The 26,774-nt window shown below is 72.7% G+C and carries 22 protein-coding genes and 1 pseudogene; 6 read left to right on the forward strand and 17 right to left on the reverse strand.

The window, feature by feature from the left end; translation table 11 throughout:
- Positions 1–101: 101 nt before the first annotated feature.
- Together ACGFWJ_RS11700 and ACGFWJ_RS11705 are read left to right on the forward strand one after the other, a co-directional pair.
- Positions 102–854, forward strand: coding sequence for a response regulator transcription factor (locus tag ACGFWJ_RS11700; protein ID WP_392947922.1), 753 nt, complete (start codon positions 102–104; stop codon positions 852–854).
- Positions 851–2,368 (forward strand): sensor histidine kinase, encoded by a 1,518-nt coding sequence (locus ACGFWJ_RS11705; RefSeq protein ID WP_392947924.1) that lies wholly within the window; start codon positions 851–853, stop codon positions 2,366–2,368. Before ACGFWJ_RS11700 ends, ACGFWJ_RS11705 begins: the two co-directional genes overlap by 4 nt.
- Positions 2,369–2,652: 284 nt before the next feature.
- On the opposite strand, the gene glnA is transcribed toward ACGFWJ_RS11705, so the two are convergent.
- Positions 2,653–4,065 carry a type I glutamate--ammonia ligase gene (glnA, locus tag ACGFWJ_RS11710; RefSeq protein WP_387643560.1) on the reverse strand — a complete coding sequence of 471 codons (1,413 nt, stop codon included), beginning with the start codon at positions 4,063–4,065 and terminating at the stop codon, positions 2,653–2,655.
- A gap of 322 nt (positions 4,066–4,387) precedes the next feature.
- Here glnA and ACGFWJ_RS11715 point away from each other — a divergent pair, with 322 nt between their 5' ends.
- Positions 4,388–4,855, forward strand: a complete 468-nt coding sequence (locus ACGFWJ_RS11715; protein WP_387643562.1) for an RDD family protein — start codon at positions 4,388–4,390, stop codon at positions 4,853–4,855.
- 154 nt (positions 4,856–5,009) lie between these two features.
- Here ACGFWJ_RS11715 and ACGFWJ_RS11720 read toward each other — a convergent pair whose 3' ends face one another.
- The 7 genes from ACGFWJ_RS11720 to ACGFWJ_RS11750 all read right to left on the reverse strand — a co-directional run bounded on the left by ACGFWJ_RS11720 (position 5,010) and on the right by ACGFWJ_RS11750 (position 12,470).
- Entirely contained in the window at positions 5,010–5,717 is a 708-nt protein-coding gene (locus ACGFWJ_RS11720; RefSeq protein ID WP_387643564.1) for a DUF4191 domain-containing protein, read from the reverse strand.
- Between the two features lie 77 nt (positions 5,718–5,794).
- Positions 5,795–5,947, reverse strand: coding sequence for a hypothetical protein (locus ACGFWJ_RS11725; RefSeq protein ID WP_387643566.1), 153 nt, complete (start codon positions 5,945–5,947; stop codon positions 5,795–5,797).
- Between the two features lie 195 nt (positions 5,948–6,142).
- Positions 6,143–7,096 (reverse strand): lipoyl synthase, encoded by a 954-nt coding sequence (lipA, locus tag ACGFWJ_RS11730; protein ID WP_392947927.1) that lies wholly within the window; start codon positions 7,094–7,096, stop codon positions 6,143–6,145.
- Between the two features lie 131 nt (positions 7,097–7,227).
- The gene (gene lipB / locus ACGFWJ_RS11735) at positions 7,228–7,998 is read right to left on the reverse strand and encodes a lipoyl(octanoyl) transferase LipB (protein WP_387643855.1); all 771 of its coding nucleotides are present in this window, start codon (positions 7,996–7,998) and stop codon (positions 7,228–7,230) included.
- A 234-nt stretch (positions 7,999–8,232) separates the two neighbouring features.
- Positions 8,233–10,125 carry a helix-turn-helix domain-containing protein gene (locus tag ACGFWJ_RS11740; RefSeq protein WP_392947929.1) on the reverse strand — a complete coding sequence of 631 codons (1,893 nt, stop codon included), beginning with the start codon at positions 10,123–10,125 and terminating at the stop codon, positions 8,233–8,235.
- 148 nt (positions 10,126–10,273) lie between these two features.
- Positions 10,274–11,626, reverse strand: coding sequence for an MFS transporter (locus tag ACGFWJ_RS11745; protein ID WP_392947931.1), 1,353 nt, complete (start codon positions 11,624–11,626; stop codon positions 10,274–10,276).
- Positions 11,627–11,696: 70 nt separating this feature from the next.
- Positions 11,697–12,470 carry a 3-hydroxybutyrate dehydrogenase gene (locus ACGFWJ_RS11750; protein WP_392947933.1) on the reverse strand — a complete coding sequence of 258 codons (774 nt, stop codon included), beginning with the start codon at positions 12,468–12,470 and terminating at the stop codon, positions 11,697–11,699.
- Between the two features lie 298 nt (positions 12,471–12,768).
- Between ACGFWJ_RS11750 and ACGFWJ_RS11755 the strand changes: the two genes are divergently transcribed.
- Complete coding sequence (locus tag ACGFWJ_RS11755) at positions 12,769–14,370, forward strand: regulator (RefSeq protein WP_387643576.1); 1,602 nt, start codon at positions 12,769–12,771, stop codon at positions 14,368–14,370.
- A gap of 188 nt (positions 14,371–14,558) precedes the next feature.
- Here the strand turns inward: ACGFWJ_RS11755 and ACGFWJ_RS11760 are convergent, their stop codons facing one another.
- Together ACGFWJ_RS11760 and ACGFWJ_RS11765 are read right to left on the reverse strand one after the other, a co-directional pair.
- Positions 14,559–15,872: an NAD(P)/FAD-dependent oxidoreductase gene (locus tag ACGFWJ_RS11760; protein WP_392947935.1), complete on the reverse strand. Its 1,314-nt coding sequence runs from the start codon at positions 15,870–15,872 to the stop codon at positions 14,559–14,561.
- 320 nt (positions 15,873–16,192) lie between these two features.
- Complete coding sequence (locus ACGFWJ_RS11765) at positions 16,193–17,122, reverse strand: TIGR01777 family oxidoreductase (protein WP_387643580.1); 930 nt, start codon at positions 17,120–17,122, stop codon at positions 16,193–16,195.
- Positions 17,123–17,216: 94 nt separating this feature from the next.
- Between ACGFWJ_RS11765 and ACGFWJ_RS11770 the strand changes: the two genes are divergently transcribed.
- Complete coding sequence (locus ACGFWJ_RS11770) at positions 17,217–17,720, forward strand: GNAT family N-acetyltransferase (RefSeq protein ID WP_392947938.1); 504 nt, start codon at positions 17,217–17,219, stop codon at positions 17,718–17,720.
- A gap of 113 nt (positions 17,721–17,833) precedes the next feature.
- Here ACGFWJ_RS11770 and ACGFWJ_RS11775 read toward each other — a convergent pair whose 3' ends face one another.
- From ACGFWJ_RS11775 to cobU, 7 genes and pseudogenes are all read right to left on the reverse strand, one after another.
- Entirely contained in the window at positions 17,834–18,349 is a 516-nt protein-coding gene (locus tag ACGFWJ_RS11775; RefSeq protein WP_392947941.1) for a DUF4240 domain-containing protein, read from the reverse strand.
- Between the two features lie 140 nt (positions 18,350–18,489).
- A complete protein-coding gene (sucB, locus tag ACGFWJ_RS11780) occupies positions 18,490–20,307 on the reverse strand; it encodes a 2-oxoglutarate dehydrogenase, E2 component, dihydrolipoamide succinyltransferase (RefSeq protein WP_392947943.1) in 1,818 nt (605 codons plus the stop codon).
- Positions 20,308–20,365: 58 nt separating this feature from the next.
- The gene (gene lpdA / locus ACGFWJ_RS11785) at positions 20,366–21,754 is read right to left on the reverse strand and encodes a dihydrolipoyl dehydrogenase (RefSeq protein WP_387643588.1); all 1,389 of its coding nucleotides are present in this window, start codon (positions 21,752–21,754) and stop codon (positions 20,366–20,368) included.
- A 387-nt stretch (positions 21,755–22,141) separates the two neighbouring features.
- Entirely contained in the window at positions 22,142–23,638 is a 1,497-nt protein-coding gene (locus ACGFWJ_RS11790; RefSeq protein WP_387643590.1) for a leucyl aminopeptidase, read from the reverse strand.
- Positions 23,639–23,850: 212 nt separating this feature from the next.
- Positions 23,851–24,606: an adenosylcobinamide-GDP ribazoletransferase gene (locus ACGFWJ_RS11795; RefSeq protein ID WP_392947983.1), complete on the reverse strand. Its 756-nt coding sequence runs from the start codon at positions 24,604–24,606 to the stop codon at positions 23,851–23,853.
- Positions 24,607–24,789: 183 nt separating this feature from the next.
- Positions 24,790–25,908 carry a nicotinate-nucleotide--dimethylbenzimidazole phosphoribosyltransferase gene (locus ACGFWJ_RS11800; RefSeq protein ID WP_392947945.1) on the reverse strand — a complete coding sequence of 373 codons (1,119 nt, stop codon included), beginning with the start codon at positions 25,906–25,908 and terminating at the stop codon, positions 24,790–24,792.
- 11 nt (positions 25,909–25,919) lie between these two features.
- A pseudogene (gene cobU / locus ACGFWJ_RS11805) lies at positions 25,920–26,468 on the reverse strand (bifunctional adenosylcobinamide kinase/adenosylcobinamide-phosphate guanylyltransferase); the annotation flags it as partial.
- Positions 26,469–26,575: 107 nt separating this feature from the next.
- Here cobU and ACGFWJ_RS11810 point away from each other — a divergent pair.
- Entirely contained in the window at positions 26,576–26,773 is a 198-nt protein-coding gene (locus ACGFWJ_RS11810) for a hypothetical protein (RefSeq protein ID WP_387643594.1), read from the forward strand.
- Position 26,774 lies beyond the last annotated feature (1 nt).

Raw genomic sequence — 26,774 nt, forward strand, 5'->3', positions numbered from 1 at the left:
TCCGGCAGAGGAGCCGCCCGGGGCACCCGGCCGTGACCGCGCCGCACGACCGTCCCGGGGCCGTGCGGCTCCCGCCCGTCCGGACCCCGAGGTGCCAGAACGTGACCGACCCCTACAGCCCTGCCCGCACGACCGCGGGCCACACCGTCCTGGTGGTGGAGGACGACGCCAGCATCCGCACCCTGCTTGCCTCCGCGCTCGGGGTGGCCGGCTACACGGTGGTGTGCGCGTCCGCAGGGCGGGAGGCGATGTTCGAGGTCGGGCGCCGTCGGCCCCACCTGATCGTGCTGGACGTGATGCTCCCGGACACCGACGGCTTCCGGCTCACCCGCGCGCTGCGGGCCCGGGGCGTCCACACACCGGTGCTGTTCCTGACCGCCAGAGCGGACGTCGAGGACCGGATCGCCGGTCTGAGCTCCGGCGGGGACGACTACGTCACCAAGCCGTTCCACGTCCAGGAAGTGCTGCTGCGGGTCCGGGCCATCCTGCGCCGCGGCACCGCCCCCGGGCCGGCCACCGCTCCCGACCCGCCGCTGCGCTACGCGGACCTCACCCTGGACGAGGCCACCCGCGACGTGCACCGGGCGGACCTGCCGGTGCGGCTGTCACCCACCGAGTTCCGGCTGCTGGCGTGCCTGCTGGCCCAGCCCGAACGCGTGCTGACGAAGGCCGAGATCCTCCAGAAGGTCTGGAACTACGACTTCGTCGGCGACACCCGGATCGTCGACACCTACATCAAGAACCTGCGCCGCAAGATCGACCGGGACGAGCCCCCACTGATCCACACCGTGCGCGGCGTCGGTTACTGCCTGCGCCTGCCGCGTCCCGGCACGCCCCCGGAGGCCGACCGGTGAGGGGGCCGCGCCCGCGCTCCCTGCGCGGCCGACTGGTGCTGATCGCGGGAGTGCTGGCCACCGGAGTCGTCCTGCTGTGCCAGTCGGCGGGCCTGGCCGTGGTGCGCGACTGGCTCACCGACCAGGTCGACGCCCGGCTCGCGCACTTCCGGCCCCCGGCGCAGGTCTACCCCGGCGCCACCGGGACCGACGGCCCGCCCCCGCCGGGGCCGGACGGCGCGCTGCCCTCGGACTACCGGGTGTTCTTCTACGACCGGGACGGGAACCTGCTGGCCTCCTCGCTGAGCAGCGCCGACGGCGGCCGCCCCGGCCCCCGCCTCCCACAGCGAGCGGCGGACCTGACGCTGGCCGACGGGAAGCCTGGCACCCTCCCGTCCGAGGGTGGCGGCCGGGCCTCCGGCTGGCGGGCGGTCTCCTACCAGGGACCGGACCGGATGCGCGCCGTGGTCGCCCTGCCGCTGGACGCCGTGGATGGCGTGACCACCAAACTGCTCTGGTTCTCCCTCGGCCTGGGCGGCGTCGTCGCGGCCGGGGTCGTGCTCCTCGGCAACGGCGCCGTCCGGCTCGGGCTGCGCCCGCTCACCCGGGTCGAGCACACCGCCCAGCGGATCACCGCCGGCGCGCTGGAACTGAACGTCCCGGTGGCGGACCCGGACACCGAGGTCGGCCGACTCGGCCTGGCCCTCAACACCATGCTCGACCGGCTGCGCACCGCCCTGCACCGGACCGAGGCGTCCGAGGCCCGACTGCGCCACTTCATGGCCGACGCCGGACACGAACTGCGCACCCCCCTGACCGCGATCCAGGGCTTCGCCGAACTCCTCCTCGAAGCGCCCGAGTTGTCCGCCGACCGACGGCACGAGGCACACGCGCTGATCGCCCACAACGCCGACCGGATGAGCCGCCTGGTCGACGACCTGTTCCTGCTCGCCAAACTCGGCGCGGCCCCCGTCGTCCACCGCGAACCCGTCGACCTGCTCTCGCTGGCGGCCGACGCCATCGCCACCACCGCGATCCGCCACCCCCGCCGGGTCATCACCCTGGAGCCGCTGCCGACCCCTTCGACGGGGGCGGACGGCGACCTCGACATCGTCGAGACCCCCGGCGACTCCCACCAACTCGCCCAGGTCCTGGGCAACCTGCTCTCCAACGCGGTCACCCACACACCCGCCACCGGCCGCGTCCGGGTCAGGGTAGGCGCCACCCGGGCCACCGCGGGCCCGCACCCCGGCCGCGGACCGCTGCCACCGCCCGGCACGCCGGTCTGCGTGGTGGAGGTCGCCGACGACGGCCCCGGCATCGACCCCGACGACGCCCCCCGGGTCTTCGACCGCTTCTACCGCGCCGACCCGACCTCGGAACCCGGCACCGGCCTCGGACTCGCCATCGCCGCCGCCGTCGTCACCGCCCACGGCGGCCGCCTCGAACTCGACACCCGCCCCGGAGAGGGCTCCACCTTCCGCCTGCTCCTGCCGCACGCCCCGGAGTCCCGCCCGGACGACGGACCCCGCTGATCCAGCAGCAGCAGTGCCAGCAAGAGATCGAACCTGCGAGCCGACAGCCACGAACGGCGATTACTGAGAGTGGCGGGACGGCGTACTGCCCAGTGCTGGCAAGGGCAAGAGAGGATCATCGCGAGTTTGATCTACTCGTGCTCATTTCACACTCATTTCACATCGCGAGCCTCAGAGGTGCCGCAGCAGACCCCCTCACTGCGCGTTTCCGCAGGTCAGGACCATGCCTGACCTGCGGAAACGATGAGAGATCAACCTGCGTTTCCGCAGGTCAGAAGGGGTCTCTAGAGGTCGTAGTACAGCTCGAACTCGTGCGGGTGCGGCCGCAGGGCGATCGGGGCGATTTCCTGGGTGCGCTTGTAGTCGATCCAGGTTTCGATCAGGTCGGTGGTGAAGACGCCGCCGGCCAGGAGGTATTCGTGGTCGGCTTCGAGGGCGTCGAGGACGGCGGGGAGGGAGGCGGGGACCTGGGGGACGGCGGCGTGTTCGTCGGGGGCGAGTTCGTAGAGGTCCTTGTCGACGGGCTCGGCGGGTTCGATCTTGTTCTTGATGCCGTCGAGGCCGGCCATCAGCATGGCGGAGAAGGCCAGGTAGGGGTTGGACGCCGGGTCGGGGGCGCGGAACTCGATGCGCTTGGCCTTGGCGTTGGAGCCGGTGATCGGGATGCGGATCGCGGCGGAGCGGTTGCGCTGCGAGTAGACCAGGTTGACGGGGGCCTCGAAGCCGGGAACCAGGCGGTGGTACGAGTTCACCGAGGGGTTGGTGAAGGCGAGCAGTGAGGGGGCGTGCCTGAGGATGCCGCCGATGTAGTGGCGGGCGATGTCGGACAGGCCCGCGTAGCCCTGCTCGTCGTAGAACAGCGGGGTGCCGGCCGTCCAGAGGGACTGGTGGACGTGCATGCCGGAGCCGTTGTCGCCGAAGATCGGCTTGGGCATGAAGGTGGCGGTCTTGCCGGCCCGCCAGGCGACGTTCTTGATGATGTACTTGAACAGCATCAGGTCGTCGGCGGCGTGCAGCAGGGTGTTGAACCGGTAGTTGATCTCGGCCTGCCCGGCGGTGCCGACCTCGTGGTGCTGGCGTTCCACGGTGAGCCCGGCGCGGCCGAGTTCGAGGGACATCTCGGCGCGCAGGTCGGCGAAGTGGTCGACCGGCGGGACGGGGAAGTAGCCGCCCTTGTACTTGACCTTGTAGCCGCGGACGTCGCCCTCGGCGGAGCCGGTGTTCCAGGCACCGGCCACCGAGTCGATGTGGTAGTAGGACGCGTTGGCGCTGGTCTCGAAGCGCACCGAGTCGAAGACGTAGAACTCGGCCTCGGGCCCGAAGTACGCGGTGTCGGCGATGCCGGAGGAGGCGAGGTAGGCCTCTGCCTTGCGGGCCACGTTGCGCGGGTCGCGGCTGTAGGCCTCGCCGGTGATCGGGTCCTGGATGAAGAAGTTGATGTTGAGGTGCTTCTCGGTGCGGAACGGGTCCAGTCGGGCGGTGGCGAGGTCCGGGACGAGGGCCATGTCGGACTCGTGGATGGCCTGGAAGCCGTGGATCGAGGAGCCGTCGAACATCAGGGTCTCGGTCGGGTCGAAGGTGTCGGCGGGGACCGCGAGGTGCTGCAGCACGCCCGGCAAGTCGCAGAACCGGACGTCGACGAACTTGATGTCGTTGTCCGCGATGTACTGCTTGACCTCGTCGGCGTTGGTGAACATCCGTACTCCTCCTCGACGTGCGGTCCGAGCCTCCGTCAGGGGCGACGGGAGCCCCCGCGCAGGGGGCTCACGATAGGAATCGACCGTTTCCCGATCGTGACTCGACTGTTTCCCACATGTTAACCAGGCCGCTCGGGCGGGCCGCAAAGCGGTACGGTCCCGGGCAAATCGCCGGTGTCAGCAGCGCCCGTGTACCCCGACATGTCGAGACCATTCACGGCAGTCGGCGGAATCCGTTTCACCCCGGCGGGAGCCCGCCCCGGCGCGTCCCGCCCGCGGGCCCGCCGCCGGATCGGCGGGTAAGCCCGGTTAGGGTGGGTCCGTGGACACCAGAGAAGCACTCGGATCGTGGATCGACGGCCCGAAGGCGGCCGCCGAGAAGATGGGCGCCGACTTCGGCTACCGCGGCGAGCGCCTCGGCCTGCCGCGCTCCGGCCCCGGCTCGATGGCCGGCCCCGGCCGCCGGATCGGCGCCCTGTTCGTGGACGGCTGGCTGGTCAGCCTGGTCGCCTACGGCCTGATCACGCACGGCGACCAGGGCTCGGCCAACCTGTGGACCACCCCGCTGTTCTATGCCGTCACCGTGCTGTTCCTGGCCACCACCGGCACCACCGTCGGCAAGCGCCTGTTCGGCCTGCGGGTGGTCCGGCTGGACGGCCGCCGCGCGACCATCCCGCAGGTGCTGCTGCGCACCTTCCTGCTGTGCCTGATCATTCCGGCCGCCGTCTGGGACCGCGACACCCGCGGCCTGCACGACAAGGCCGTCGGCACCGTCGAGGTCCGGATCTGACGCCGCCAGAGCGATAGAACGTCGCCAAGGCCCGCCACAAGGCCCGCCACAAGGCCCGCCACAAGGCCCGCCAAGGCCATGGAACGTCGAACGGCCCCGCTCGCGGAGAGGAATCTCGCGAGCGGGGCCGTGGTGTCCTACGGGGGAGTGAACGCTAGCGCGCGCCGCCCTTGGGCATCCGGGCGCCCTTCGGCATCGGGCCCTTGGGGATCGGCGCCTTCGACAGCAGGTCGCCGAGCGCCCGCAGCCGGTCGTTGGTCTCGGTGACCTGGGCGGCGGAGATCGACCGCGGCAGTCGCATCAGGTGGATCTGCAGCTTCTTCAGCGGGATCTCGCCCTCGCCGTTGCCGACCATGATGTCGTGCACCGGGATGTCGCCGACGACGCGGGACATCTTCTTCTTCTCGGACGCCAGCAGCGGACGCACCCGGTTCGGGTTGCCCTCACCGATCAGCGCGATGCCGGCCCGGCCGACCGCGCGGTAGACCGCGTCCTGGCTGCGGGTGACCGCGACCGGGGTCTGGTTGGCGCTCCAGCCGCGGCGGATGTTGCCCAGCACCGCGGCGACCGCGCCCGGCTGGCCTTCCATCTGCCCGAACGCGGCCCGCTCGGCGCGACGGCCGAACACGATCGCGACTGCCAGCACCGCCACCACAAAGCCGAGAATGCCCAGGTAGACCGGGTGATCCAGGGCGAAGCCGATGGCGAGGAACACGCCGAAGGTCAGCAGGCCGACGCCGGCGATGATCAGGCCGATCTTGGAGTCGACCTGCTTGGTCATGACATATGCCTGGCGGATCTGTGCGAGCCGCCCAGGAGTATCGGATTTTTGCCTCGCCATACCGCTCATGGTACGTGGCATAAGGGGTGATCATCCAAGCGGTGCCGGTTCCGTGACCCTGGACTTTCCCGGATGCCGACCCCGGCGTCACCAGCGGTTCACGCGCTGCGTTCGGGCACCCGTTCGGACCGCTCGCGTTCGCCCGCCAACCGGCGGTTCTCGCACACCGCCGCCCACGCGTTGCGGCGCGCGCCGCGGATCAGCAACAACTGTTCGGCCCGCCGCAGGGCGGTCCTGAGTCCGGTACGCATGACCACACCAACTCCTCGACCCGGGTACCGCTCGAGCGTCCCGGACGCCCGTTACCGTACGGTGACCCGACCGTCAATGCCACGTGAAACGTCGGCGGTTAGTCCGGTCGGCCCCGCCCGCGCCCGGGCCCGCGGGTACCTCCCCGTACGCCGAAGGGCGGGCCCGATCGGGCCCGCCCTCCAGATGCACTGTGCTCAGACCGCCGCCTGCTCGCGACGCTCCAGCGCCTGCCGGTACAGCCGGCCGGCCCGGTACGAGGAACGCACCAGCGGGCCGGACATCACACCGGCGAAGCCCAGTTCCTCGGCCTCCTCCTGGAGCTCGACGAACTCCTGCGGCTTCACCCAGCGCTCCACCGGGTGGTGGCGCAGCGAGGGCCGCAGGTACTGGGTGATGGTGATCAGCTCGCAGCCGGCGTCGACCAGGTCGGACAGCGCCTCGCTGACCTCCTCGCGGGTCTCGCCCATGCCCAGGATCAGGTTGGACTTGGTGACCAGCCCGGCCGCCCGGGCCTGGGTGATGACGTCCAGCGAGCGCTCGTAGCGGAACGCGGGGCGGATCCGCTTGAAGATCCGCGGCACCGTCTCGACGTTGTGCGCGAGCACCTCGGGACGGGACGAGAACACCTCGGCGAGCTGCTCCGGCACCGCGTTGAAGTCCGGGATCAGCAGCTCGACGCCGGTACGGCCGGCTTCGCGGGCCGCCGTCATCGCGTGCACCTGGCGGACGGTCTCCGCGTACAGCCACGCGCCGCCGTCCTCCAGGTCGTCGCGGGCGACGCCGGTGATGGTGGCGTAGTTCAGGTCCATCGTGACGATGGACTCGGCGACCCGGCGCGGCTCGTCCCGGTCGAACTCGGCGGGCTTGCCGGTGTCGATCTGGCAGAAGTCGCAGCGGCGGGTGCACTGGTCGCCGCCGATCAGGAAGGTCGCCTCGCGGTCTTCCCAGCACTCGAAGATGTTGGGACAGCCCGCCTCCTGGCAGACCGTGTGCAGCCCCTCCTTCTTCACCAGGGACTGCAGGGCGTTGTACTCCGGCCCCATCTTCGCCCTGGTCTTGATCCACTCGGGCTTCCGCTCGATGGGGGTCTCGCTGTTGCGGACCTCCAGGCGGAGAAGCTTCCTGCCGTCGGGTGCGACAGCGGACACGTGCGACTCCTAGAACTAGACGGGGTACCCCAAAGGGTACGCCGTTGCTTCGATGGCCTGCGCCGGGCCCCGGGCCTTTATTCGGAAGGCAACACCGGGCGCGGCGCGCCAATTCCGCGACCGGCCCGCGATCAGACCTTGACGGCCGGCTCGGGCAGCTCGGCGAACACCTCGGTCAGCGTCCGCTCCACCGTCCCGACGGCGTCCGCGACCGCGAACGGACGGGCCAGCTCGCCGCTCAGCGAGGCCACGCCGGCGTCCCGGATGCCGCACGGGACGATCTTGTCGAAGTACGTCATGTCCGGGTCGCAGTTCAGCGCGAAGCCGTGCATGGTCACGCCGCGCGCCACCCGCACGCCGATCGCCGCGAGCTTGCGGTCGTCGCCGCGCTGGCCCGCGTTGGACGGGGCGTACTCGGGGCCCGCGAGACGCGGGTCGATGCCCAGCGGCAGGCCCATCCGCAGTGTCAGCTTGCCGATCTCCACCACCTGCGAGGGGTCCACCACCGCGCCCGGGATCTCCGCGCCCAGCTTCCACACCCCGCTGCGGCCCTCGATCCGGGTGGTCTCCACCCCGAACTCGGTGCACGCCCGGATCAGCGCCTCCTCCAGCCGTCGCACGTACGCCACCACGTCGATCGGGTCCGGCAGCTTCACGATCGGGTACCCCACCAGCTGGCCCGGGCCGTGCCAGGTGATCTCCCCACCACGGTTCACTTCCACCACCGGCGTCCCGTCCAGTGGCAGGTCCTCCGGGTTGGTGCGCTTGCCCATCGTGTACACCGGGTCGTGCTCCAGCAGCAGCACCGTGTCCGGAATCTCGTCCGCGACCCGCAACGCGTGCAGCCGCTGCTGCTCCGCCCACGCTTCCTGGTAGGGGACGGTCCGTTCGCCTATCCCCATCCGCACGAACCGCACGTTCTCGCTCACTGCATGCTCCCTGCCGGCCGGCTCAGCCCAACCTCGCCACTGTACGCCTGCGCTCGGGCGCGACCTTCCCGCACGTTGGTCGCGCCCACGCGCAGCTGGCCGTCGGGGGCGCGATCCTGCCGACGCTCGCCTTCCGCTTCGCGAAGTTCTCCCCCAGCCCTGGCGGGCCGGGAGGTACCCCCACGCGCCCCCGGTTTCGCACCCTGATTACTCCCCGGCCAACAGCAAGAGCCTGAGCGCCAGTTGGAGCTCCAGCGCCCGCTCCGGCTGGTTCCAGTCGCGGCCGAGCAGCACCTCGACCCGGTCGAGCCGCTGGACGACCGTGTTCACGTGGACGTGCAGCAGGTCCTTGGCCCGGGTCAGGCTGCCGCCGCAGTCGAAGTAGGCGCGGAGGGTGCGGACGAGTTCGGTGCCGCGCTTGGCGTCGTAGTCGAGGAGCGGGGCGAGCGTCGCGCGGACGAAGCCCTCGACGTCGTGGCCGTCGCCGAGCAGGACGCCGAGGAAGCCGAGGTCGGTCGCGCACGCGCCGTCGCCCTCGCGGCCGAGCACGCGCAGGGCCCGGACGCAGCGCACGCCCTCCGCGTAGGCCGCGGCCAGCGGGACGGGCCCGCTGGCGGCGCGGCCGGTGCCGACGGTGACGGGCACCCCTACCAGCCGGGCGAGGCGTTCCGCGGCGAGGGCGGCGACCGCGCCGTCGCCGGTGCCGTCGTGCGGGACGAGCAGCACCACGCCGTCGCCGAACTCGGCGCTGATGCCGCGCGAGCCGAACAGGTACCGGGCCGCGGCACCGGCCAGCCGTTCCCGGGCACTGACGTCCGCGGCGACCGCGACCAGCACCAGGTGCGGGCGGCCCAGGTCGACGCCGAGACGGCGGCCGCGGGCGGTGAGGCCGGCCGGGTCGCGGTCGGGGGCGGTGAGCAGGTCGGCCAGCAGTTCGCCGCGGACGCGGTTCTCGGTCTCGGCGACCGAGCGCCGCAGCAGGAGCAGCAGCGCGGTGACCACGCTCGCGCGTTCGAACACCCGCCGGTCGGCGTCGTCGAGTTCGGGTCTGCCGTGCAGGACGAGCGAGCCGAGCAGTTCCTGGCCGGCCAGCACCGCGCACACCCACTCGGCGCCGTGCCGCACGGCGTGGCCGCCGGCGCGGGAGGCGGCGACGGCGTCGGAGAGGCCGTCGGGGGTGCCGCCGGGGCCGGTGAGCGGGGCGCCCTCCGCGTCGTGGACGGAGGCCTCGCCGTCGAGCAGAGCGGCCACCTCGGCGGCGACGTCGCCGACCTCCGCGCCGCGCAGGACGAGGTCGGTGAGCCGGTCGTGGGCCTGTTCGGCGCGCTGGACGGAGCCCGCGTGGGCGCGGATGACGGCGTTGGCGGTGGCGAGTTCGGCGAGCGCGGCGCGGGTGTCGGCCAGCGACTTGGCGGTGTCCAGGGCGATCGCGGCGTGCGCGGCGAGGGTGCACAGCAGCGCGACCTCGTCGGGGGAGAAGGCCCGGGGGGTGCGGTCGGCGGCGAACAGCACGCCGATCACGGTGCCGCCGAGCAGCAGCGGCACGCCGATGATGGCGACCAGGCCCTCGTCGAGCACGCCCGCGTCGATCTGACCGGTGTGCCGGAAGCGTTCGTCGATGCGGTAGTCGTGGCTGGCGTAGGGGCGGGCGGTCTGCGCGACCAGGCCGCCCAGGCCGTCGCCGAGGCTGAGCCGCAGGGTCTGGAAGAGCGGCGAGACGGAGCCGTCGGTGACCCGCATGTAGGTGTCGCCGGCCTGCTCGTCGGGGAGCGTGAGGTAGGCGGTGTCGGTGCCGAGCAGCATCCGGGCGCGGCGGACGATGGCCTGCAGCACGGCGTCGAGGTCGCGAGAGGCGGCGAGGTCGCCGGCGGTGTCGAACAGCGCGGTCAGTTCGGCTTCGCGGCGGCGGTGCTGACGCATCGTCCGGTGCACCCGCAGGGCCTGCCAGGTGGCGTCGTCGATCTCGGTCAGGACCTGGGCGGGTGCGCCCTGCCGGCGGGCGTCGGCGAGGACTTCGCCGAAGTCCTCGGTGGCGGCGCCGGTCGCCAGCAGGTCGAGGAGTCGGCGCAGCGCCGGTGCGGCGGTGGTGTGGCGGTCCATTCGGTCTTCCCTGTCACTCGTGCCCCCCGTGGCCCCCGTTGCCCGCGGCCTGTCGCGCTGTCGTGCTGTCGCGCTGTCGCGAAACGGGCCGGGGCCGCGCCGCCGGGCGGATTGCCCGGTGACGCGGCCCTGATTTTGTCGGAAGTGCTCAGGCCGTCGTAGCGGCCTTCACGGAGTCCACCCGAGCGTCGTCCGCCTCGGCGAGGTCGGTGCCGCGGGTCTCCCGGCCGCACAGCACGGCGAGGACGGTGATCGCGGCGGCGATCGCCACGTACACGGCGATCGGGGTGGCGCTGTCGTAGTCCTTGAGCAGCGCGGTGGCGATCAGCGGGGCGGGGGCGCCGGCCGCGACGGAGGAGAACTGGGCGCCGATGGACGCGCCGGAGTAGCGGGTGCGGGTGGCGAACAGTTCGGCGAAGAACGCGGCCTGCGGGGCGTACATCATGCTGTGGAAGAACAGGCCGACGGTGATGGCGGTGACCAGCGAGGTGAAGTTCTTCGTGTCGACCATGCCGAAGAACACGAAGGCCCAGATGCCGACGCCGACCGCGCCGACCAGGTAGACCGGCTTGCGGCCGATCCGGTCGGAGAGCGCACCGAACAGCGGGATCAGCGCGAACTGGATCGCCGAGCCGATCAGTACGGCGTTCAGCGCGGTCTGCTTGGGCAGGTGGGCGTGGCCGACGGCGTACGCCAGGACGAAGGTGGTCATCACGTAGTACGAGATGTTCTCCGCCATCCGGGCGCCCATCGCGACCAGCACGTCCCGCCAGTGGTCGCGCAGCACCGCCACCAGCGGCGGCTTCTCCTTCTCGGCGCGCTGCTCGGCGGCCGCCAGCGCCGCCTTGAACAGCGGCGACTCGTCCACCGCCAGCCGGATCCACAGGCCCACCATCACCAGCACCGCCGACAGCAGGAACGGCACCCGCCAGCCCCAGGCCAGGAACGCCGCGTCCGACTGGACGGACGTCATCACCGACAGCACGCCGGCCGCCAGCAGGTTGCCCGCCGGCGCGCCGCCCTGCGGCCAGGACGCCCAGAAACCGCGCCGCTTCTGGTCGCCGTGCTCGGAGACCAGCAGCACCGCCCCGCCCCACTCGCCGCCCAGCGCGAAGCCCTGCACCAGCCGCAGCACCGTCAACAGCACCGGCGCCGCCACGCCGATCTGGTTGTACGTCGGCAGACAGCCGATCAGGGTGGTCGCGCCGCCCATCAGCAGCAGGGACAGCACCAGCAGCTTCTTGCGGCCTATTCGGTCGCCGAAGTGCCCGAACACCAGCGCGCCCAGCGGCCGGGCGGCGAACCCGATCGCGTAGGTGAGGAAGGACAGCAGAGTGCCCGTCAGCGGATCCGACTTCGGGAAGAACACGTGCCCGAAGACCAGCGCCGCCGCCGATCCGTACAAGAAGTAGTCATACCACTCGATCGTGGTGCCGATCAGCGAGGCGGCGACCACCCGGGGCAGGGAGGCGGGTCTCGCGACGTCGGGAGAGGCAGCCATCAGTGATGTCCCCTTGCAGGAGGTGGGGGTGAGGGAGAGTCAGGACCCTATCGGCCCGTTTCGGCCGGACTCAGTGCGCGGTCCAGCCGCCGTCCACCGGCAGGCTCGCGCCGGTGATGTAGGAGGCGTTCGGCGTGCACAGCCACACCGCCAGCTGCGCCACCTCCTCCGGTTCGATCAGTCGCTTCACGGCGGTGCGGTCGAGCATGATCTGCTCCACCACCTCGTCCTCGGGGATGCCGTGCGCCAGCGCCTGCGCGGCGATCTGCTTCTCCACCAGCGCGGTGCGCACGTACGCCGGGTTGATGCAGTTGCTGGTCACCCCGTACGGGGCGCCCTCCAGCGCGACCGTCTTGCTCAGGCCCTCCAGCCCGTGCTTGGCCGTCACGTAGGCCGACTTGAAGGCGCTGGCGCGCAGGCCGTGCACCGAGGAGATGTTGACCACCCGGCCCCACTCGCGCTCGTACATGTGCGGCAGGGTGCGGCGCAGGATCCGGAACGGGGCCTCCACCATGACCCGCTGGATCAGCGTGAACCGCTCCATCGGGAACTCGTGCACCGGCGCGACGTGCTGCAGGCCGGCGTTGTTGACCACGATGTCCGCGTCGGCGGGCAGCGCGTCCACCGCCTCCGGGTCCGACAGGTCGGTCACGTGCGCGACCCCGCCGATCCGCTCCGCCAGCTCCTCGGCGGGCGCGGCGGCCAGGTCGACGACGTACACGCGCGCGCCGGCCGCGGCGAACGCCTCCGCGCAAGCCTTGCCGATGCCGGAGGCGGCGCCGGTGACCAGCGCGGTGCGGCCGAGCAGCGGGGGCTGGGGGAGGGGGGCAGAAGTGGTGTCCATGGCCGAGAACGGTAGGAATCCGCGGCCCCCGCAACGATGTGGGCGAGCACCACAGCATCCCCGCCTTGCATGGTGGCATGCGCCATGCCGTCCGAACGCGGGCAACGGCCCTCGAACTCAAACACGCGGCACCCGGGCTTCCTCAGAACGGGCGGGCCTGGTTCACCCGTTCGGAGGATCGATGGGCCGAATCCACCCATAGCGCCCCAATGCTCGCTACATTCGCGCCGATTCCCGATCAGGGGGCGCTGTCCCGGGCAGGAGGGGCCGGAACGGTGCCTGAGAGGTGTGGACTGCTATGCCCCAACGGCCAGTAATCGACAGCCCGGCGTACCGACCGCTCGACCCGCTCGACCCGCGTCAAACCGGAGCGGCCGAGACCCCTTCGCGCGCCGCCGAGCCGGCCGACGCAGCGTCGGGCGGGCGCGCCCAGAACCCCCAACTCGCGGCACTCATCGAGGAGTCCGGCTTCTCGCACGCCGGCCTCGCCCGCCGGGTCGACCAACTCGGCCTGGAACACGGCCTCGACCTGCGGTACGACAAGACCTCCGTGACGCGCTGGCTGCGCGGCCAGCAGCCGCGCGGCGCCACCCCGGCGCTGATCGCCGAGGTCTTCACCCGCCGCCTCGGCCGCCGCCTCACCGCCCAGGACGTCGGGCTGGACGCCTGCGCCCCGGTCTACGCCGGGCTGGAGTTCGCCGAGACCCCGCAGGAGGCCGTCGACATCGTCGCCTCCATGTGGCGCAAGGACAACGGCCCCTACGCCGAACTGCGCAAGATCGCCTTCACCCCCGCCGGACTGGTCGTCCCCAGCCGCGACTGGCTGATCGGCCGCACCGACGAACGCGTCGCCCGGGACGGCACCACCCTCAGCGCCGAGGAACTGCGCACACCCCCGCCGGGCCCCCGCGTCCCCCAGCAGGGCGCCCGCCGCCCCACCGGCGGCACGCTCGAACCCGCCGCCGCAGACCCCCGCGAGGCCCGTCCCCCCGTCCGGGTCGGCCGCGGCGACATCGCCGCCATCCGCGCCGTCGGAGACCTCTTCCGGGCCCTCGACCACGCCTACGGCGGCGGCCACGCCCGGCAGGCGCTGGTCCGCTACCTGGAGAGCGAGGCCGAACCCATGCTCCGCGGCCGCTACGGCGAACAGATCGGCCGCGCCCTGTTCGGCGCCGTCGCCGACCTGACCAGGCTGGCCGGCTGGACGTCCTTCGACATCGCCGCGCACGGCCTCGCCCAGCGCTACTTCGTCCAGGCCCTGCGCCTCTCCCAGGCGGCCGGAGACCGGATCCTCGGCGGCTTCGTCCTGACCACCATGAGCCAACAGGCCGTCCACCTCGGCCACGCCCGGGAAGCCATCCAGCTCGCCCGGGTCGCCCAACAGGGCGTCGGCACCACCGCCGCACCCGTCGTCCAGGCCCTGATGCACGCCGCCGAGGCCCGCGGCCACGCCCTGGCCGGCGACGTCCGGGCCTGCACCACCGCCCTGGTCCGCTGCGAACGGGCCCTCGCCACCGCCCGCAGCGGCGACGACGTCCCGTCCTGGGCCCGCTACTTCGACGACGCCCAACTCGCCGACGAGTTCGCCCACTGCTACCGCGACCTCCAGCAGTGGCGCCCCGCCGCCCAGCACGCCGAAAAGTCCCTGCGCCTGCGCGCCCCCGCCTACGCCCGCAGCCGCATCCTGTGCCGCCTCGTCCTCGCCTCCGCCCGCCTCGGCATGGGAGACGTCGACGAATCCTGCTCCATGGCCACCGACAGCCTCCGCGCCGCCGGCGAAATGCGCTCCGCCCGCACCGTCGAATACCTCCGCGACTTCCACCGCCGCCTCGCCCCGTACCGCACTACGCCTGCGGCGCGCGCCTTCGAGGAGGCAACCCGGCAGGCGGGAGTGATCTAGGGTCCCGCAGGGGCCAGGGGGACGAGCCATCAGGGGCCCGGGGAACGGCGGGGCCAAGTCTGCTGGTGATCAGCGGGGCGAGAAGGGTTCCGCCGTTTCTGGTTCCCGTCTCTGACCGGTAGCAGTCATGGCCGCACCGCTCTCCCCGACCACCCTCGACTCGGCGTCGCAGTTCCCCGAGCCCCTGATTACGCCGCCGCCTCCACCACCGAGGGTTCCGCCCGTAGCCCCAGGTCGCGCAGCACCGCGCTCGCGGCCCGCCGGCCAGAGGCAAGTGCGCCCTGGATGGTCCCGGTGTCCCGGTGGTCGCCGCACACGTAGAGGCCGGCCAGGAGCCGGACTGGGCGGCGGAAGTGGTGCGGCGGGGGCATCGAGACCACCGCGTCGGGGACGTGGCGGACGGTCAGGAACTCCCAGCCGGCGGTGGAGGTGCCGTACAGCTCGGCCAGCCGCCGCCGTACCACCGGCTCGTCGCCGGACGGGCCGCCGGAGTCGAAGGCGCGGCGGCCGAGGACGGTGGTGGCGATCAGGGCCCGGCCGTCGGGGGCGTAGGACGGGTCGGCGTCGCTGAGGACCAGTGAGTGGGAGATGCCGGTGCGTTCGGCGTCCAACAGCAGCAGTGGTTCGCCCAGCGGCGAGCGGTTGGCGGCGTGGTAGTAGGTGGTGACGGGGTGGAACCCGGGTTGCCGCAGGCCGGGGAGGAACGTGGTGGCGGTCGCGGCGTCGGTGGCGACGATCACCGCGCGGGCCCGGATCAGGCCGTGCGCGGCGGTCTCCACGCCGTCCGTGCCGACCGAGGTCACGGTGACGCCGGTACGCAGGGTGCCCTCCGGGAGCCTCGCCGCCAACTCGGTGGCGACGGCGCCGATCCCGGCGGCGGGGACGCACAGCCGGCCGCGGGCGTAGGCGCGGAGCACCAGGTCGGCGACCCGGCTGGAGGTGCCGAGTGCCGGGTCGGAGAGCAGCGCGGCGAGCAGCGGCCGCAGGAAGCCGTCCACGGTGCGGCCGGGCAGGCCGCGGTCGGCCAGCGCCCGGGCGGCGGTGGTCTCGTGACGGGTCAGCAGCCGGGGGGTGGGGGTGGCGGCGAGCCGGGCGAGTGCGCCGGCCAGCCGGGCCCGGTCCAGTGGGGTGCCGAGCGGGCTGCGGGTGGCGGCCTGCCGGGCGGGGGTGAGCTGGGGGTCGCCGACCCGGTAGGTGCGGCCGCTGCTGTGCATCAGGACGCCGGGGGCGAGCGGGCGTAGGTCCAGCCGGTCGACGTCCAGGTGGCGGCCGAGTTCGGGGAACGCGGTGTTCAGCAGGTGGCCGCCGAGGTCGAGGCGGAAGCCGTCGAGTTCCCGGGTGGCCGTGCGGCCGCCGACGCGTTCGGTGGCCTCCAGGACCTGGACGTGCAGGCCCTGGGCGGTGAGCGCGGTGGCGGCGGTCAGCCCGGCGACGCCGGCGCCGACCACGATCGCGTCGGGGTCGGTGGCGTGGACACGGCTGATGAAGTCATGTGCGGGCACGAGTGGGTGCTCCCTCCCTGGCGGAGCCCTCCGCTGCCGCCGCGCGCGGCAGCGCCCGCGAGTGAGCGGGTGGGTGCCGGGGCGGGCAGCGGGGAGCGAGGACAACTTGGTCCGTCGAAGGTGATGCCCCGTCACCCGGTCACCCAGACCGCCGGTCGCCACCCAATCGGTTCGTACCACTGGCGGGGGAGACACGGTGGGGCGGCTCCGTCACCCACCGTGCGCCAAACGGGGCGCGCGAGGCGGGAGTGGGCGCGCACGGTCACCGTTCACGCCCCACGCGCCGTCCCTGTGCACCCGTGCGCCCCCTCGACGCTCCGTCAGTGCCCGGGCCGCCCGAGCGCCGCCGCCACGATCGACGCCAGATCCGGGTGACGGAACTCGAATCCCGCCTCCACCAGGGCTTTCGGTACCACCCGGTGACTGCCGACCACCTCGACCGCCATCTCCCCGAGCACTGCGCGCAGTGTCCACTCCGGCACCGCGAACACCGCGGGTCGCCCCAGTTGCCTGGCCAGCTCTGCGGTCAGCTCACCGTTGGTGACGGGATCGGGCCCGGCAAGGTTGACAGGGCCGCTGATGTCCTGGTGGTCGATCAGGAAACGGAGCGCGGCCACCTCGTCGGCCAGCGAGATCAGGCTCCAGTACTGCTTGCCGTTGCCGAGCCGACCGCCCAGGCCGAGTTTGAACAGCGGCAGCAGCCGGGCCCCCGCGCCGCCCTTCGGGTCGAGCACCAGCCCGGTGCGCGGGTGCACCACCCGGATCCCGGCCGCCGCGGCGGGCTGCGCGGCCCGCTCCCACTCCTGGCACACCTCGGACAGGAAGTCGCTGCCGCTGGGCGCCTGTTCGTCGATCAGCTGGTCCCCGGTCTGCCCGTACCAGCCGACCGCGGAGGCGCTGACCAGCACCTTCGGCGGGGTCTTCAGCCGGGCCAGCGCGGCGGCCAGCGTCTCGGTGCCGAGCACCCGGCTGTCCCGGATCTCCCGCCGGTAGGCGTCCGACCAGCGCCGGTCCCCGACGCCCGCCCCGGCCAGGTGCACCACCGCGTCGACGCCCTCCAGCGCGGCGTCGTCGATCTGCATCAGGAGTGGGTTCCACCCCACCCCGACCGTCCCGTCCGGCTGCGGGCCGGTGCGCGAACGCCGCCGCACCAGCCGCAGCACCTCGTGCCCGTCCCCGACCAAGGAGCCCACCAGCGCGGACCCGATCAACCCCGTGGAACCTGTCACCGCGATACGCATACCGGCCATCCTCGCAGCCCTTACCGGCCCGCCCGGGCAGCCGGGCCGCCCGCCCGCGAGCGGGGCGACAATTCCCGGCAGGATCCGCAGGTGAGCGCCTAGCATGGCCGCCATGCCATCGACCAATCCGATCATCCGACCCGCTGCGGAGCAGGACGAGCAGGCGATCCGCGCCCTCGACCACGCCACCTGGTCCACGCTCAGCGAGGTCGCCCCGAAGGGCGCCGCCGACGCGCCGGTCTTCGACCAGCAGCACCCGCCCGAGCAGTACCTGCTCGCCGAACTCGACGGCCACATCGTCGGCTACATCCGTCAGTTGCAGGAGATCCCGCTGGCCTCCAGCGCCCACGTCCGCCAGATCCAGGGCCTGGCGGTGCACCCGGAGGCCCGCGGCCGGGGCATCGGCGACGCCCTGATCACCGCCGCCTGCGACGCCGCCCGCACCGCAGGCGCCCGCCGGATGACCCTGCGGGTGCTCAGCCACAACGCGCCCGCCCGCCGCCTGTACGAGCGCAACGGCTTCCAGGTGCTCGGCGTGCTGCCCGAGCACTTCCTGCTGGACGGCGCCTACGTGGACGACGTCTGGATGGGCCGCGCCCTGCACTGACCGCACGGAGCCGGTGGCGGCCCCGCACCCGGACGGCCGCCACCCGCCCCGTCCGGCAGGCCGTCACCCGCCCCGCACCCGGACGGCCGCCACCCGCCCCGCCCGGCAGGCCGTCAGTCCCCGTACAGCTCCCACAGCCGCGGGTAACGGGCCGCCATCGCCGCCTTGTCCGCGAAGTCGAACGGGACGCCCTGCGGCGCGGGTGGCTGACGCACCCCCAGGTCCGGAAGCGGCAGCCCGGTCAGCCGCTCGTACGCCTCGTCGGCGGCGTACCCGAGCTCCTCCGCGTCGCCGTCCTCCTCGTCGTCGAAGTCCGGTAGCAGGCCCGCGAGTTGGTCCGGCTCGTGCACCCCGCCCTCGAACACCTCCCGGCCCTGGCCGATCAGCCAGCAGCGGAAGTAGTCGAAGCTGTCCTCGGAGGCCCCGCCCAGCAGCAGGTGCGCGGCGCCCCACAGCTCCACCGTGTACGCCCGCTGGAACCGCGCCTCGAACTGCCGGGCGAAGTCCAGCACATCGTCCGGGGTCAGCCCCATCAGCCGCTCCACCAAGGACTGCGCCTGCTCGTCCGGGTCACCCCCGGCCGCGTCCCGGGAGTCGTCGATCAGCTGCCAGAATGCCGTCTCGTCCATCACCGCTCCAGCATCCACAATCCGCACCGCGCCCGCACCCGATCGCACCGCTGACGGCACAGCCCGACAAGTGCCCGGACACGCCGAAGCCCGCACCGTCCGGGGACGGTGCGGGGCTTCCGGACGAAACCGGGGATGCCTTACAGGCCGAGCTCGACCTCGAACTCGCCGGCCTCCAGGATCTCCTTGACCGCGACCAGGTAGCGGGCGGCGTCCGCGCCGTCCACCAGGCGGTGGTCGTAGGAGAGCGACAGGTAGGTCATGTCGCGGATGCCGATGGCGGTGCCGCCGTCGGCCTCGATCACCACGGGGCGCTTCACGGTCGCGCCGATGCCCAGGATGGCGGCCTGGTTCGGCGGAACGATGACGGTGTCGAACAGCGCACCGCGCGAACCGGTGTTGGAGATGGTGAAGGTCGCACCGGACAGCTCGTCCGGGGTGATCTTGTTGCCGCGGACCTTCGACGCCAGCTCCGCGGTCTTCTTCGAGATACCGGCGATGTTCAGGTCGCCCGCACCCTTGATGACCGGGGTCATCAGACCCTTCTCGGAGTCCACCGCGATACCGATGTTCTCGGTGTCGAAGTAGGTGATGGTGCCCTCGGCCTCGTTGATCCGGGCGTTGATGCCCGCGTGGGCCTTCAGCGCCTGGGCGGCGGCCTTCACGAAGAACGGCATCGGGGACAGCTTCACGCCCTCGCGGGCCAGGAAGGAGTCCTTCGCCTTCGCGCGCAGCGACATGATCTTGGTGACGTCCACCTCGACCACGCTGGTCAGCTGCGCCTGCTCGTGCAGGGCCTTCATCATGTTGTCGCCGATGACCTTGCGCATGCGGGTCATCTTGACGGTCTGGCCACGCAGCGCGGACGGCGCGGCGGCGGCCTTCGCCGGGGCAGCGGCGGCAGCGGGGGCGGCGGCGACCGGAGCCGGCGCGGCCTTCGCGGCCTCGGCGGCGGCGATCACGTCCTGCTTGCGGATGCGGCCACCGACGCCGGTACCGGCGACCGAGGCCAGCGCGACACCGTGCTCGGCGGCGAGCTTGCGCACCAGCGGGGTGACGTAGGCGTCACCGGCGTCCGCGACCGGAGCGGCAGCGGCCGGGGCGGCGGCAACCGGAGCCGGAGCGGCCGGAGCCGCGACCGGGGCCGGGGCCGGGGCCGGGGCGACCGGGGCGGCGGGCGCGACCGGCGCGGGGGCCGGGGCAGCGACCGGAGCCGGAGCAGCAGCCACCGGAGCCGGAGCGGCCGGAGCAGCGGGAGCGGCCGGGGCCGGGGCCGGAGCGGCGGCCGGGGCCGGGGCGGCGGCGACCGCACCCGCGGCGCCGATCAGCGCCAGCTGGGCGCCGACCTCGGCGGTCTCGTCCTCGCCGACCAGGATCTTCACCAGGGTGCCCGCCACGGGGGAGGGGATCTCGGTGTCGACCTTGTCGGTGGAGACCTCGAGCAGCGGCTCGTCGACCTCGACGGTGTCACCCTCGGCCTTCAGCCAGCGGGTGACGGTGCCCTCGGTGACCGACTCGCCCAGCGCGGGCAGCACCACCGGGGTGGCGTCGGCGGCCGGAGCGGCGGCAACCGGAGCGGCGGCCGGGGCCTCGGCGACCGGCGCGGGAGCCGCGGGGGCCTCCGCAACCGGAGCAACCGGAGCGGCCGGAGCGGCCTCGGCAACCGGCGCGGCCGGGGCCTCGGCGGCGGCCGGGGCCGGAGCGGCAGCCGGGGCGCCGGAGCCGTCGTCGATGACCGCCAGCTCGGCGCCCACCTCGACGGTCTCGTCCTCGCCGACCTTGATCGAGGCCAGGATGCCGGAGGCCGGCGCCGGGATCTCGGTGTCGACCTTGTCGGTGGAGACCTCGAGCAGCGGCTCGTCCATCTCCACGCGCTCACCCTCGGCCTTCAGCCAGCGGGTGACGGTGCCTTCGGTCACGCTCTCGCCCAGCGCGGGCAGTGTTACTGAGACCGCCATGGTTCCAGCGACTCCTATCAAGTCTTGCGTTCAGGAATGAAGGGGGACGGGGGCGCGATCAGTCGTGCGCGTGCAGCGGCTTGCCGGCCAGCGCGAGGTGGGCCTCGCCCAGGGCCTCGGACTGGCTCGGGTGCGCGTGGATCAGCTGCGCGACCTCGGCGGGCAGGGCCTCCCAGTTGTAGATCAGCTGGGCTTCGCCGACCTGCTCGCCCATGCGGGCGCCGACCATGTGGACACCCACGACGGCGCCGTCCTTGACCTGGACCAGCTTGATCTCGCCGGCGGTCTTGAGGATCTTGCTCTTGCCGTTGCCCGCCAGGTTGTACTTCAGGGTGACGACCTTCTCCTTGCCGTACTGCTCGACGGCCTTGGCCTCGGTCAGGCCGACGGAGGCGACCTCCGGGTTGGAGTACGTCACCCGCGGGATGCCGTCGTAGTCGATCGGGACGACCTTGAGGCCGGCGATCCGCTCGGCCACCAGGATGCCCTCGGCGAAGCCGACGTGGGCCAGCTGCAGGGTCGGGACCAGGTCGCCGACGGCGGAGATGGTCGGCACGTTGGTGCGCAGGTACTCGTCGACCAGGACGTAGCCGCGGTCCATCGCGACGCCCTGCTCCTCGTAGCCCAGGCCGGTCGAGACCGGGCCGCGGCCGATGGCGACGAGCAGCACGTCGGCCTCGATGGTCTTGCCGTTCTCGGTGGAGACCTTGACGCCCTCGGCGGTGTACTCCACGCCGGAGAAGCGGGACTTCAGCTCGAACTTGATGCCGCGCTTGCGGAACGCGCGCTCCAGCAGCTTGGAGGAGTTCTCGTCCTCCAGCGGCACCAGGTGCGGCAGGCCCTCGACGATGGTGACGTCGACGCCGAAGGACTTCCAGACCGAGGCGAACTCGCAGCCGATGACGCCGCCGCCGAGGATGATCGCCGACTTCGGGATGTAGTCCAGCTTCAGCGCGTGGTCGGACGAGATGATCCGGTCGCCGTCGATGTCCAGGCCCGGGATCGAGCGCGGCACGGAGCCGGTGGCGAGGACGATGTGGCGGCCCTCGATGCGCTGGCCGTTGACGTCCACCGAGGTCTGCGAGGACAGCCGGCCCTCGCCCTGGATGAAGGTGACCTTGCGGGAGGCGACCAGGCCCTGCAGGCCCTTGTACAGGCCGGCGACGACGTCGTCCTTGTACTTGTGGACGCCCTTGATGTCGATGCCCTGGAAGGTGGCCAGGACGCCGAAGTCGGCGGCCTCGCGGGTCTCGTCGGCGACCTCGGCGGCGTGCAGCAGCGCCTTGGTCGGGATGCAGCCGCGGTGCAGGCAGGTGCCGCCCAGCTCACCCTTCTCGATCAGCGCGACGCTCAGGCCCAGCTGAGCGCCGCGGAGGGCCGCGGCGTAGCCGCCGCTTCCGCCTCCGAGAATGACTACGTCGAAAACGGTGCTGGCGTCGTTCGCCACGTCACGTCCTCCATGCAAAAGGTGCGGATCGCCGGGCCGGTCGCGGTCCGGTGGGTGAGAGCCCTTGTAAGGGCGCCCAGTCGTGCCGGAAATACATCTTTGCACTTGTTGGCGGCGGGTGGCGTCGGAGGGTGCCCCGGCCCGGGCCCGGTGCGGCGCGCGGAGCGGTGGGGTGACCCGCTCTCGGAGGTATCGTCCCAGCTCACGGCCGTGAAATCGGCAATCGGAGGTAGTCCGTTCGGGGGGCTTCGCCGTAGCAGTTCCGCTCTGCGGAATCAAGTTTCGCCGGAGGCGAACAGTCGGCCGGGTTGGCGCGGCTGCTACTGGCTGGTAATGCACGTGGGGCCCGGCACCATCGGTGCCGGGCCCCACGCGTCGATCAACGGGTCACTTGCCCGCGGCGGTGTCCTCCGCGAAGCGGACCAGGGTGCGCACCGCGCTGGCGGTGCCGCCCTTCGGGGTGTAGCCGGACGCGGCACCCTCGTTGAACGCCGGGCCGGCGATGTCCAGGTGCGCCCAGTCGATGCCCTCGGCGACGAACTCCTTCAGGAACAGACCGGCCACCAGGCCGCCGCCCATCCGCTCGCCCATGTTCGCCAGGTCCGCGACGGTCGACTCGACCATGCCCTTGCGCAGGTCGGCCGGCAGCGGCATCGGCCAGGAGGCCTCGCCCACCGCGCCCGCGGTCTCGTGCAGCTTGGTGCGCAGCTCGTCGTCGTTGGCCATCACGCCGAAGGTGCGGCTGCCCAGCGCCACCATCATGGCGCCGGTCAGGGTCGCCACGTCGATGATCACGTCGGGCTGCTCCTCGCCGGCCCGGACGATCGCGTCGGCCAGCACCAGGCGGCCCTCGGCGTCGGTGTTCAGCACCTCGACGGTCTTGCCGCCGTACATCCGCAGCACGTCGCCGGGGCGGGTCGCGGTGCCGGACGGCATGTTCTCCGCCAGCGCCAGCCACGCCGTCACGTTGACCTGCAGACCCAGGCGCTTGGCGGCGACCACGGCGGCGAACACCGCGGCGGCACCGGCCATGTCGCACTTCATGGTCTCGTTGTGACCGGCCGGCTTCAGCGAGATGCCGCCCGAGTCGTAGGTGATGCCCTTGCCGACGAACGCCAGCGAGGCCTGCGCCTTCGGGTGGGTGTAGGCCACCTTCACCAGCCGCGGCGGGTTGGCCGAGCCGGTGCCGACGCCGAGGATGCCGCCGAAGCCGCCCTTGGTCAGCGCCTTCTCGTCCAGCACCTCGACCTTCAGGCCGTGCTCCTTGCCGGCCGCCTGGGCGATCGCGGCGAAGGACTTCGGGTTCAGGTCGTTCGGGGCGGTGTTGACCAGGTCACGGGCCCGGTTCATCTCCTCGCCGAGCGCCGTGGCGCGCTCGACGGCGGCCTTGGCGTCCTTCGAGCCCTTGCGGTCGGCCAGCACGACCAGCTCGGCGACGGGGGCCTTCGCCACCTCGGCCTTGTAGGTGCCGAACGCGTACGAGCCGAGCAGGGCGCCCAGCGCGACCGCCTCGACGTCCTCGGCGGAGGCGGCCGGCAGCGCCAGCGCGACCTTCTTGGAACCGGCCAGGGTGCGGGCGGCCGTACCGGCGGCCTTGCGCAGCTCCTCGGCGCCGAACGCGCCGTCGGCGGCGTCGCCCAGGCCGACGGCCAGCACCAGCGGCGCCTTCAGCCCGGCCGGAGCGGCAAGCTTGACCGCCTCACCCTCGGCACCGGTGGCGCCCAGGGTGGTGAGGACCTCGGCCAGCTTGCCCTCGAACGCCTCGACGACCGCCTCGGCGCCGGCTGCCACGATCAGGCCCTTGGGGCCCTTCGCGACACCGATCACCAGGGCATCCGCGCGCAGGCTCGCGGCGGAGGAGGTGCTCACAGACAGTGCAGTCACGGCAAATGCGTCCTGTTCTTTCGCGGTCCACGGCCGGTGACGGCTCCATTGCCGACCGGCAAACCCAGGCAGACTCCGCGGCAAAACGGGGCATGGGGCCAGGGTGCTCACCGCATGGTAGTCCGCATATTGGGATCTCGCCGCCCCGCCTACCCCCGTGCACGAACCGCCGCAACTCGTGACGGTGCGTGAGTTCCCGCGCGGACGCGCCGTCATGTCAGCGCGAGTGCCACCAGCGCCGCCGTCGCCGAGGTCTCCACCAGCGCCCCCAGCACGTCACCCGTCACCCCGCCGAAGCGCCGCACACACCGCCGCAACAGGCCCGCCGCGACCACCGATCCGAGCAGCACGGCCACCCCGCACTGCCACCGCACCGCCGCCGCCGCACCCGCCACCAGCAGCGTCACGACGACCGCCGACACCGGACGCACCGTGCCGGCCACCATCGCCCCCAGCCCCCCGGGCCGGGCGGCCGGTACCGACCGCAGACACCCCCACGCCAGCGCGACCCGCCCCGCAGTCGCCGCGACGGCCGCGGCGAGCGCCCCGCGCCACAGCGAGACCCCGAACTGGCCTGCCAGCACAGCAACTTGAGCGAACATCAGCAGCACCAGCGTCAGCACGCCGAACGGGCCGATGTCCGACTGCTTCATGATCCGCAACGCGTCCTCGGCAGGCTTGCCACTCCCCAGCCCGTCCGCGACGTCCGCGACCCCGTCCAGATGGAGCCCCCGCGTCACCACCGCCCCGACAGCCACCACCGCGACCGCCCCCGACAACGACCCGCCCCGCCACGCGACCAGCGCCCCCACCGCGCCCGCCAACACCCCGACCACAACCCCGACCACCGGCGCCACCACCATGGCCACCCCACCGGCCGCCCGGTCCCACCGGTGCACCCGCACCCGAAACACCGTCAACGTCCCGAACGCGAACCGCAGCCCGGCGACCGCTCCACCACGCCCCACCGAGAGACTCTCTGCGCGCTCGGCCCCCCGCTGCGCGTTCTCGTTGCTCACCAGCCAGGCCCTTTCACGTGCAAGTTCTCATCGGCGAAGGGCTCTTCGACGGCTCTCTCCCGCTTCGCGCAGTTCTCCCCCAGCCCTGGCGGGCCGGGATGTACCCCCACGCGCTTCTCGCACCCGCCCGCGCTAGTACCGCCCCAACAGCTCCGCCGCCGTAGGCAGCTTCGCCGGTGCCCGCGGCGGCAGCGGCTTCGCGCTCGGGACGGCCGTCGGCTCGGCGAGGGTGTCGGTCGCGGCCTGGAGGAGCGGCAGCGCCAGCACCGCGGAGATGCCCTCGCCCATGGTGACGCCGGTGTCCTGGAGCGGGGTCAGGGTGAGGCGGTCGTACGCCTTGGCCTGGGCAGGCTCGCCCGTGAGCGCGGCGGCCTGCCACCACTCGGGGGCGCGGAAGGCGATCCGCTGCGCGACCAGCGCGCAGGCCGCGGTGACCACCCCGTCGAGGACGACGGGGAGCTTGCGGACGGCGGCCTGCAGCAGGAACCCGGTGATCGCCGCGAAGTCCGCGCCGCCGGTCGCGGCGAGCAGCGCGAGCTGGTCGCCGAGTACGGGGCGGGCCCGGCGCAGCGCGTCGCGGATGGTGGCGCACTTGACCATCCAGACCCGGTCGTCGATGCCGGAGCCGCGGCCGGTGACGGCGGCGGCGTCGGTGCCGCAGAGGGCTCCGATCAGGACGGCGGCGACGGTGGTGGAGCCGACGCCGAGGTCGCCGAGCAGGACCAGGTCGGTTCCGGCGTCGGCCTCTTCGTCGGCGACGGCCATGCCGGCCCGGAAGGCCCGGGTGGCTTCGTCGAGGCTGAGCGCGTTCTCGATGTCGATCCGGCCGGAGCCGCGCCGGACGCGGTGGCGGACGACCTCTTCGGGGAACTCGGCGGGGTCGGCGTCCACCGCGATGTCGACCACCCGGACGTCCGCGCCGTAGCGGCGGGCCAGTACGGAGACCGGCGCGGTGCCGTCGAGCACGGCGCGGACCCGGTCGGCGGTGCCGCCGCGGGCGTCGAGGGTGGAGATGCCGAGCGAGGCGACGCCGTGGTCGGCGGCGAACAGCAGGACCCGGCTGTTGCGCAGCGGGCGGGTCGGTGCCTCGCCCTGCGCGGACGCCAGCCAGGCCGCCAGCTCCTGGAGCCGGCCCAGGCCGCCGCGCGGCATGGCCAACTGCTGCCAGCGCTCCTCGGCGCCGCGCCGCGCACTCTCGTCAGGCCGTTCGACGAGCGAGGAGAAAGTGTCGAGATCCACGGTGGTGTCCATCGCTCGGCAATCTACACGGCCACCGCTTTGATGGTCAGCACCTGTCCGGCGACCACCAGCAGCACCTGCTCGGAGGCGTCGGCGACGGCCATGTTGAGCCGTCCGAGGGTGTCCCGGAAGCGCCGCCCGGAGGCCGTGGCGGGGACGACGCCCATGCCGACCTCGTTGGAGACCGCGACGACGGTTCGCCGGGTGGCGGCCCAGGCCGCGGCCAGTGCCGCGCAGCGCGTTTCGACGGCCTCCCGGCCGCCGGCCGTCCACCGTTCGTCGTCCCAGGCGTCGTGCTCGTCCATCACGGCGGTCAGCCACAGCGCCAGGCAGTCGATCAGTACCGGTGCGGGGTCGGTGTCGTCGGCGAGCACGGCTTCCAGCTCGCAGGTCTCCGCGGTGCGCCAGCCGTCGGGCCGGCGGGAGCGGTGCAGTTCGACGCGGTGTGCCCAGTCGGTGTCGCCGTCGCGGGTGCCGGAGGTGGCGACGTACAGGACGTCGGGATGCGGGGCGAGCAGCTGTTCGGCGTGGGTGGACTTGCCGGAGCGGGCGCCGCCGAGCAGCAGGGTGCGGGGGAGTGCCATGCGATCATCCTGCCGGACGGCGCATGCCCGTATCCCAGCTGGGCACGCTACTGTCGCAACCCTTCAGCAGCAGCGTTGACCCGGAGGAGCCCGGCATGGTGTGGACCTGGCGGTACGAGAAGAGCGACGGCGCCGTGGTGGCCCAGGACGGCGCCGAGGAGTTCTCCAGCCAGGGCGACGCGGAGACCTGGATCGGCGAGGAGTGGAAGACGCTGCTGGACGACGGCGTCGACCGGGTGGTGCTGGTCGAGGACGGCCGCGACATCTACCCGATGAGCCTGCACGAGGGCTGAC

It is taken from the genome of Kitasatospora sp. NPDC048407, assembly GCF_043200475.1.
Classification (GTDB): Bacteria; Actinomycetota; Actinomycetes; order Streptomycetales; family Streptomycetaceae; genus Kitasatospora.

What these genes read in the sequence shown, in the direction of transcription:
- ACGFWJ_RS11810 (WP_387643594.1), top strand. Translation starts at nt 26,576, where the DNA reads ATGGTGTGGACCTGGCGGTACGAGAAGAGCGACGGCGCCGTGGTGGCC.
- sucB (WP_392947943.1), bottom strand. Translation starts at nt 20,307, where the DNA reads ATGGCGGTCTCAGTAACACTGCCCGCGCTGGGCGAGAGCGTGACCGAA.
- ACGFWJ_RS11745 (WP_392947931.1), bottom strand. Translation starts at nt 11,626, where the DNA reads ATGGCTGCCTCTCCCGACGTCGCGAGACCCGCCTCCCTGCCCCGGGTG.
- ACGFWJ_RS11770 (WP_392947938.1), top strand. Translation starts at nt 17,217, where the DNA reads ATGGCCGCCATGCCATCGACCAATCCGATCATCCGACCCGCTGCGGAG.
- ACGFWJ_RS11775 (WP_392947941.1), bottom strand. Translation starts at nt 18,349, where the DNA reads ATGGACGAGACGGCATTCTGGCAGCTGATCGACGACTCCCGGGACGCG.
- ACGFWJ_RS11750 (WP_392947933.1), bottom strand. Translation starts at nt 12,470, where the DNA reads ATGGACACCACTTCTGCCCCCCTCCCCCAGCCCCCGCTGCTCGGCCGC.
- ACGFWJ_RS11740 (WP_392947929.1), bottom strand. Translation starts at nt 10,125, where the DNA reads ATGGACCGCCACACCACCGCCGCACCGGCGCTGCGCCGACTCCTCGAC.
- ACGFWJ_RS11765 (WP_387643580.1), bottom strand. Translation starts at nt 17,122, where the DNA reads ATGGCCGGTATGCGTATCGCGGTGACAGGTTCCACGGGGTTGATCGGG.
- lipB (WP_387643855.1), bottom strand. Translation starts at nt 7,998, where the DNA reads ATGGGGATAGGCGAACGGACCGTCCCCTACCAGGAAGCGTGGGCGGAG.
- ACGFWJ_RS11800 (WP_392947945.1), bottom strand. Translation starts at nt 25,908, where the DNA reads ATGGACACCACCGTGGATCTCGACACTTTCTCCTCGCTCGTCGAACGG.
- ACGFWJ_RS11725 (WP_387643566.1), bottom strand. Translation starts at nt 5,947, where the DNA reads ATGCGTACCGGACTCAGGACCGCCCTGCGGCGGGCCGAACAGTTGTTG.
- glnA (WP_387643560.1), bottom strand. Translation starts at nt 4,065, where the DNA reads ATGTTCACCAACGCCGACGAGGTCAAGCAGTACATCGCGGACAACGAC.
- ACGFWJ_RS11755 (WP_387643576.1), top strand. Translation starts at nt 12,769, where the DNA reads ATGCCCCAACGGCCAGTAATCGACAGCCCGGCGTACCGACCGCTCGAC.
- ACGFWJ_RS11720 (WP_387643564.1), bottom strand. Translation starts at nt 5,717, where the DNA reads ATGCCACGTACCATGAGCGGTATGGCGAGGCAAAAATCCGATACTCCT.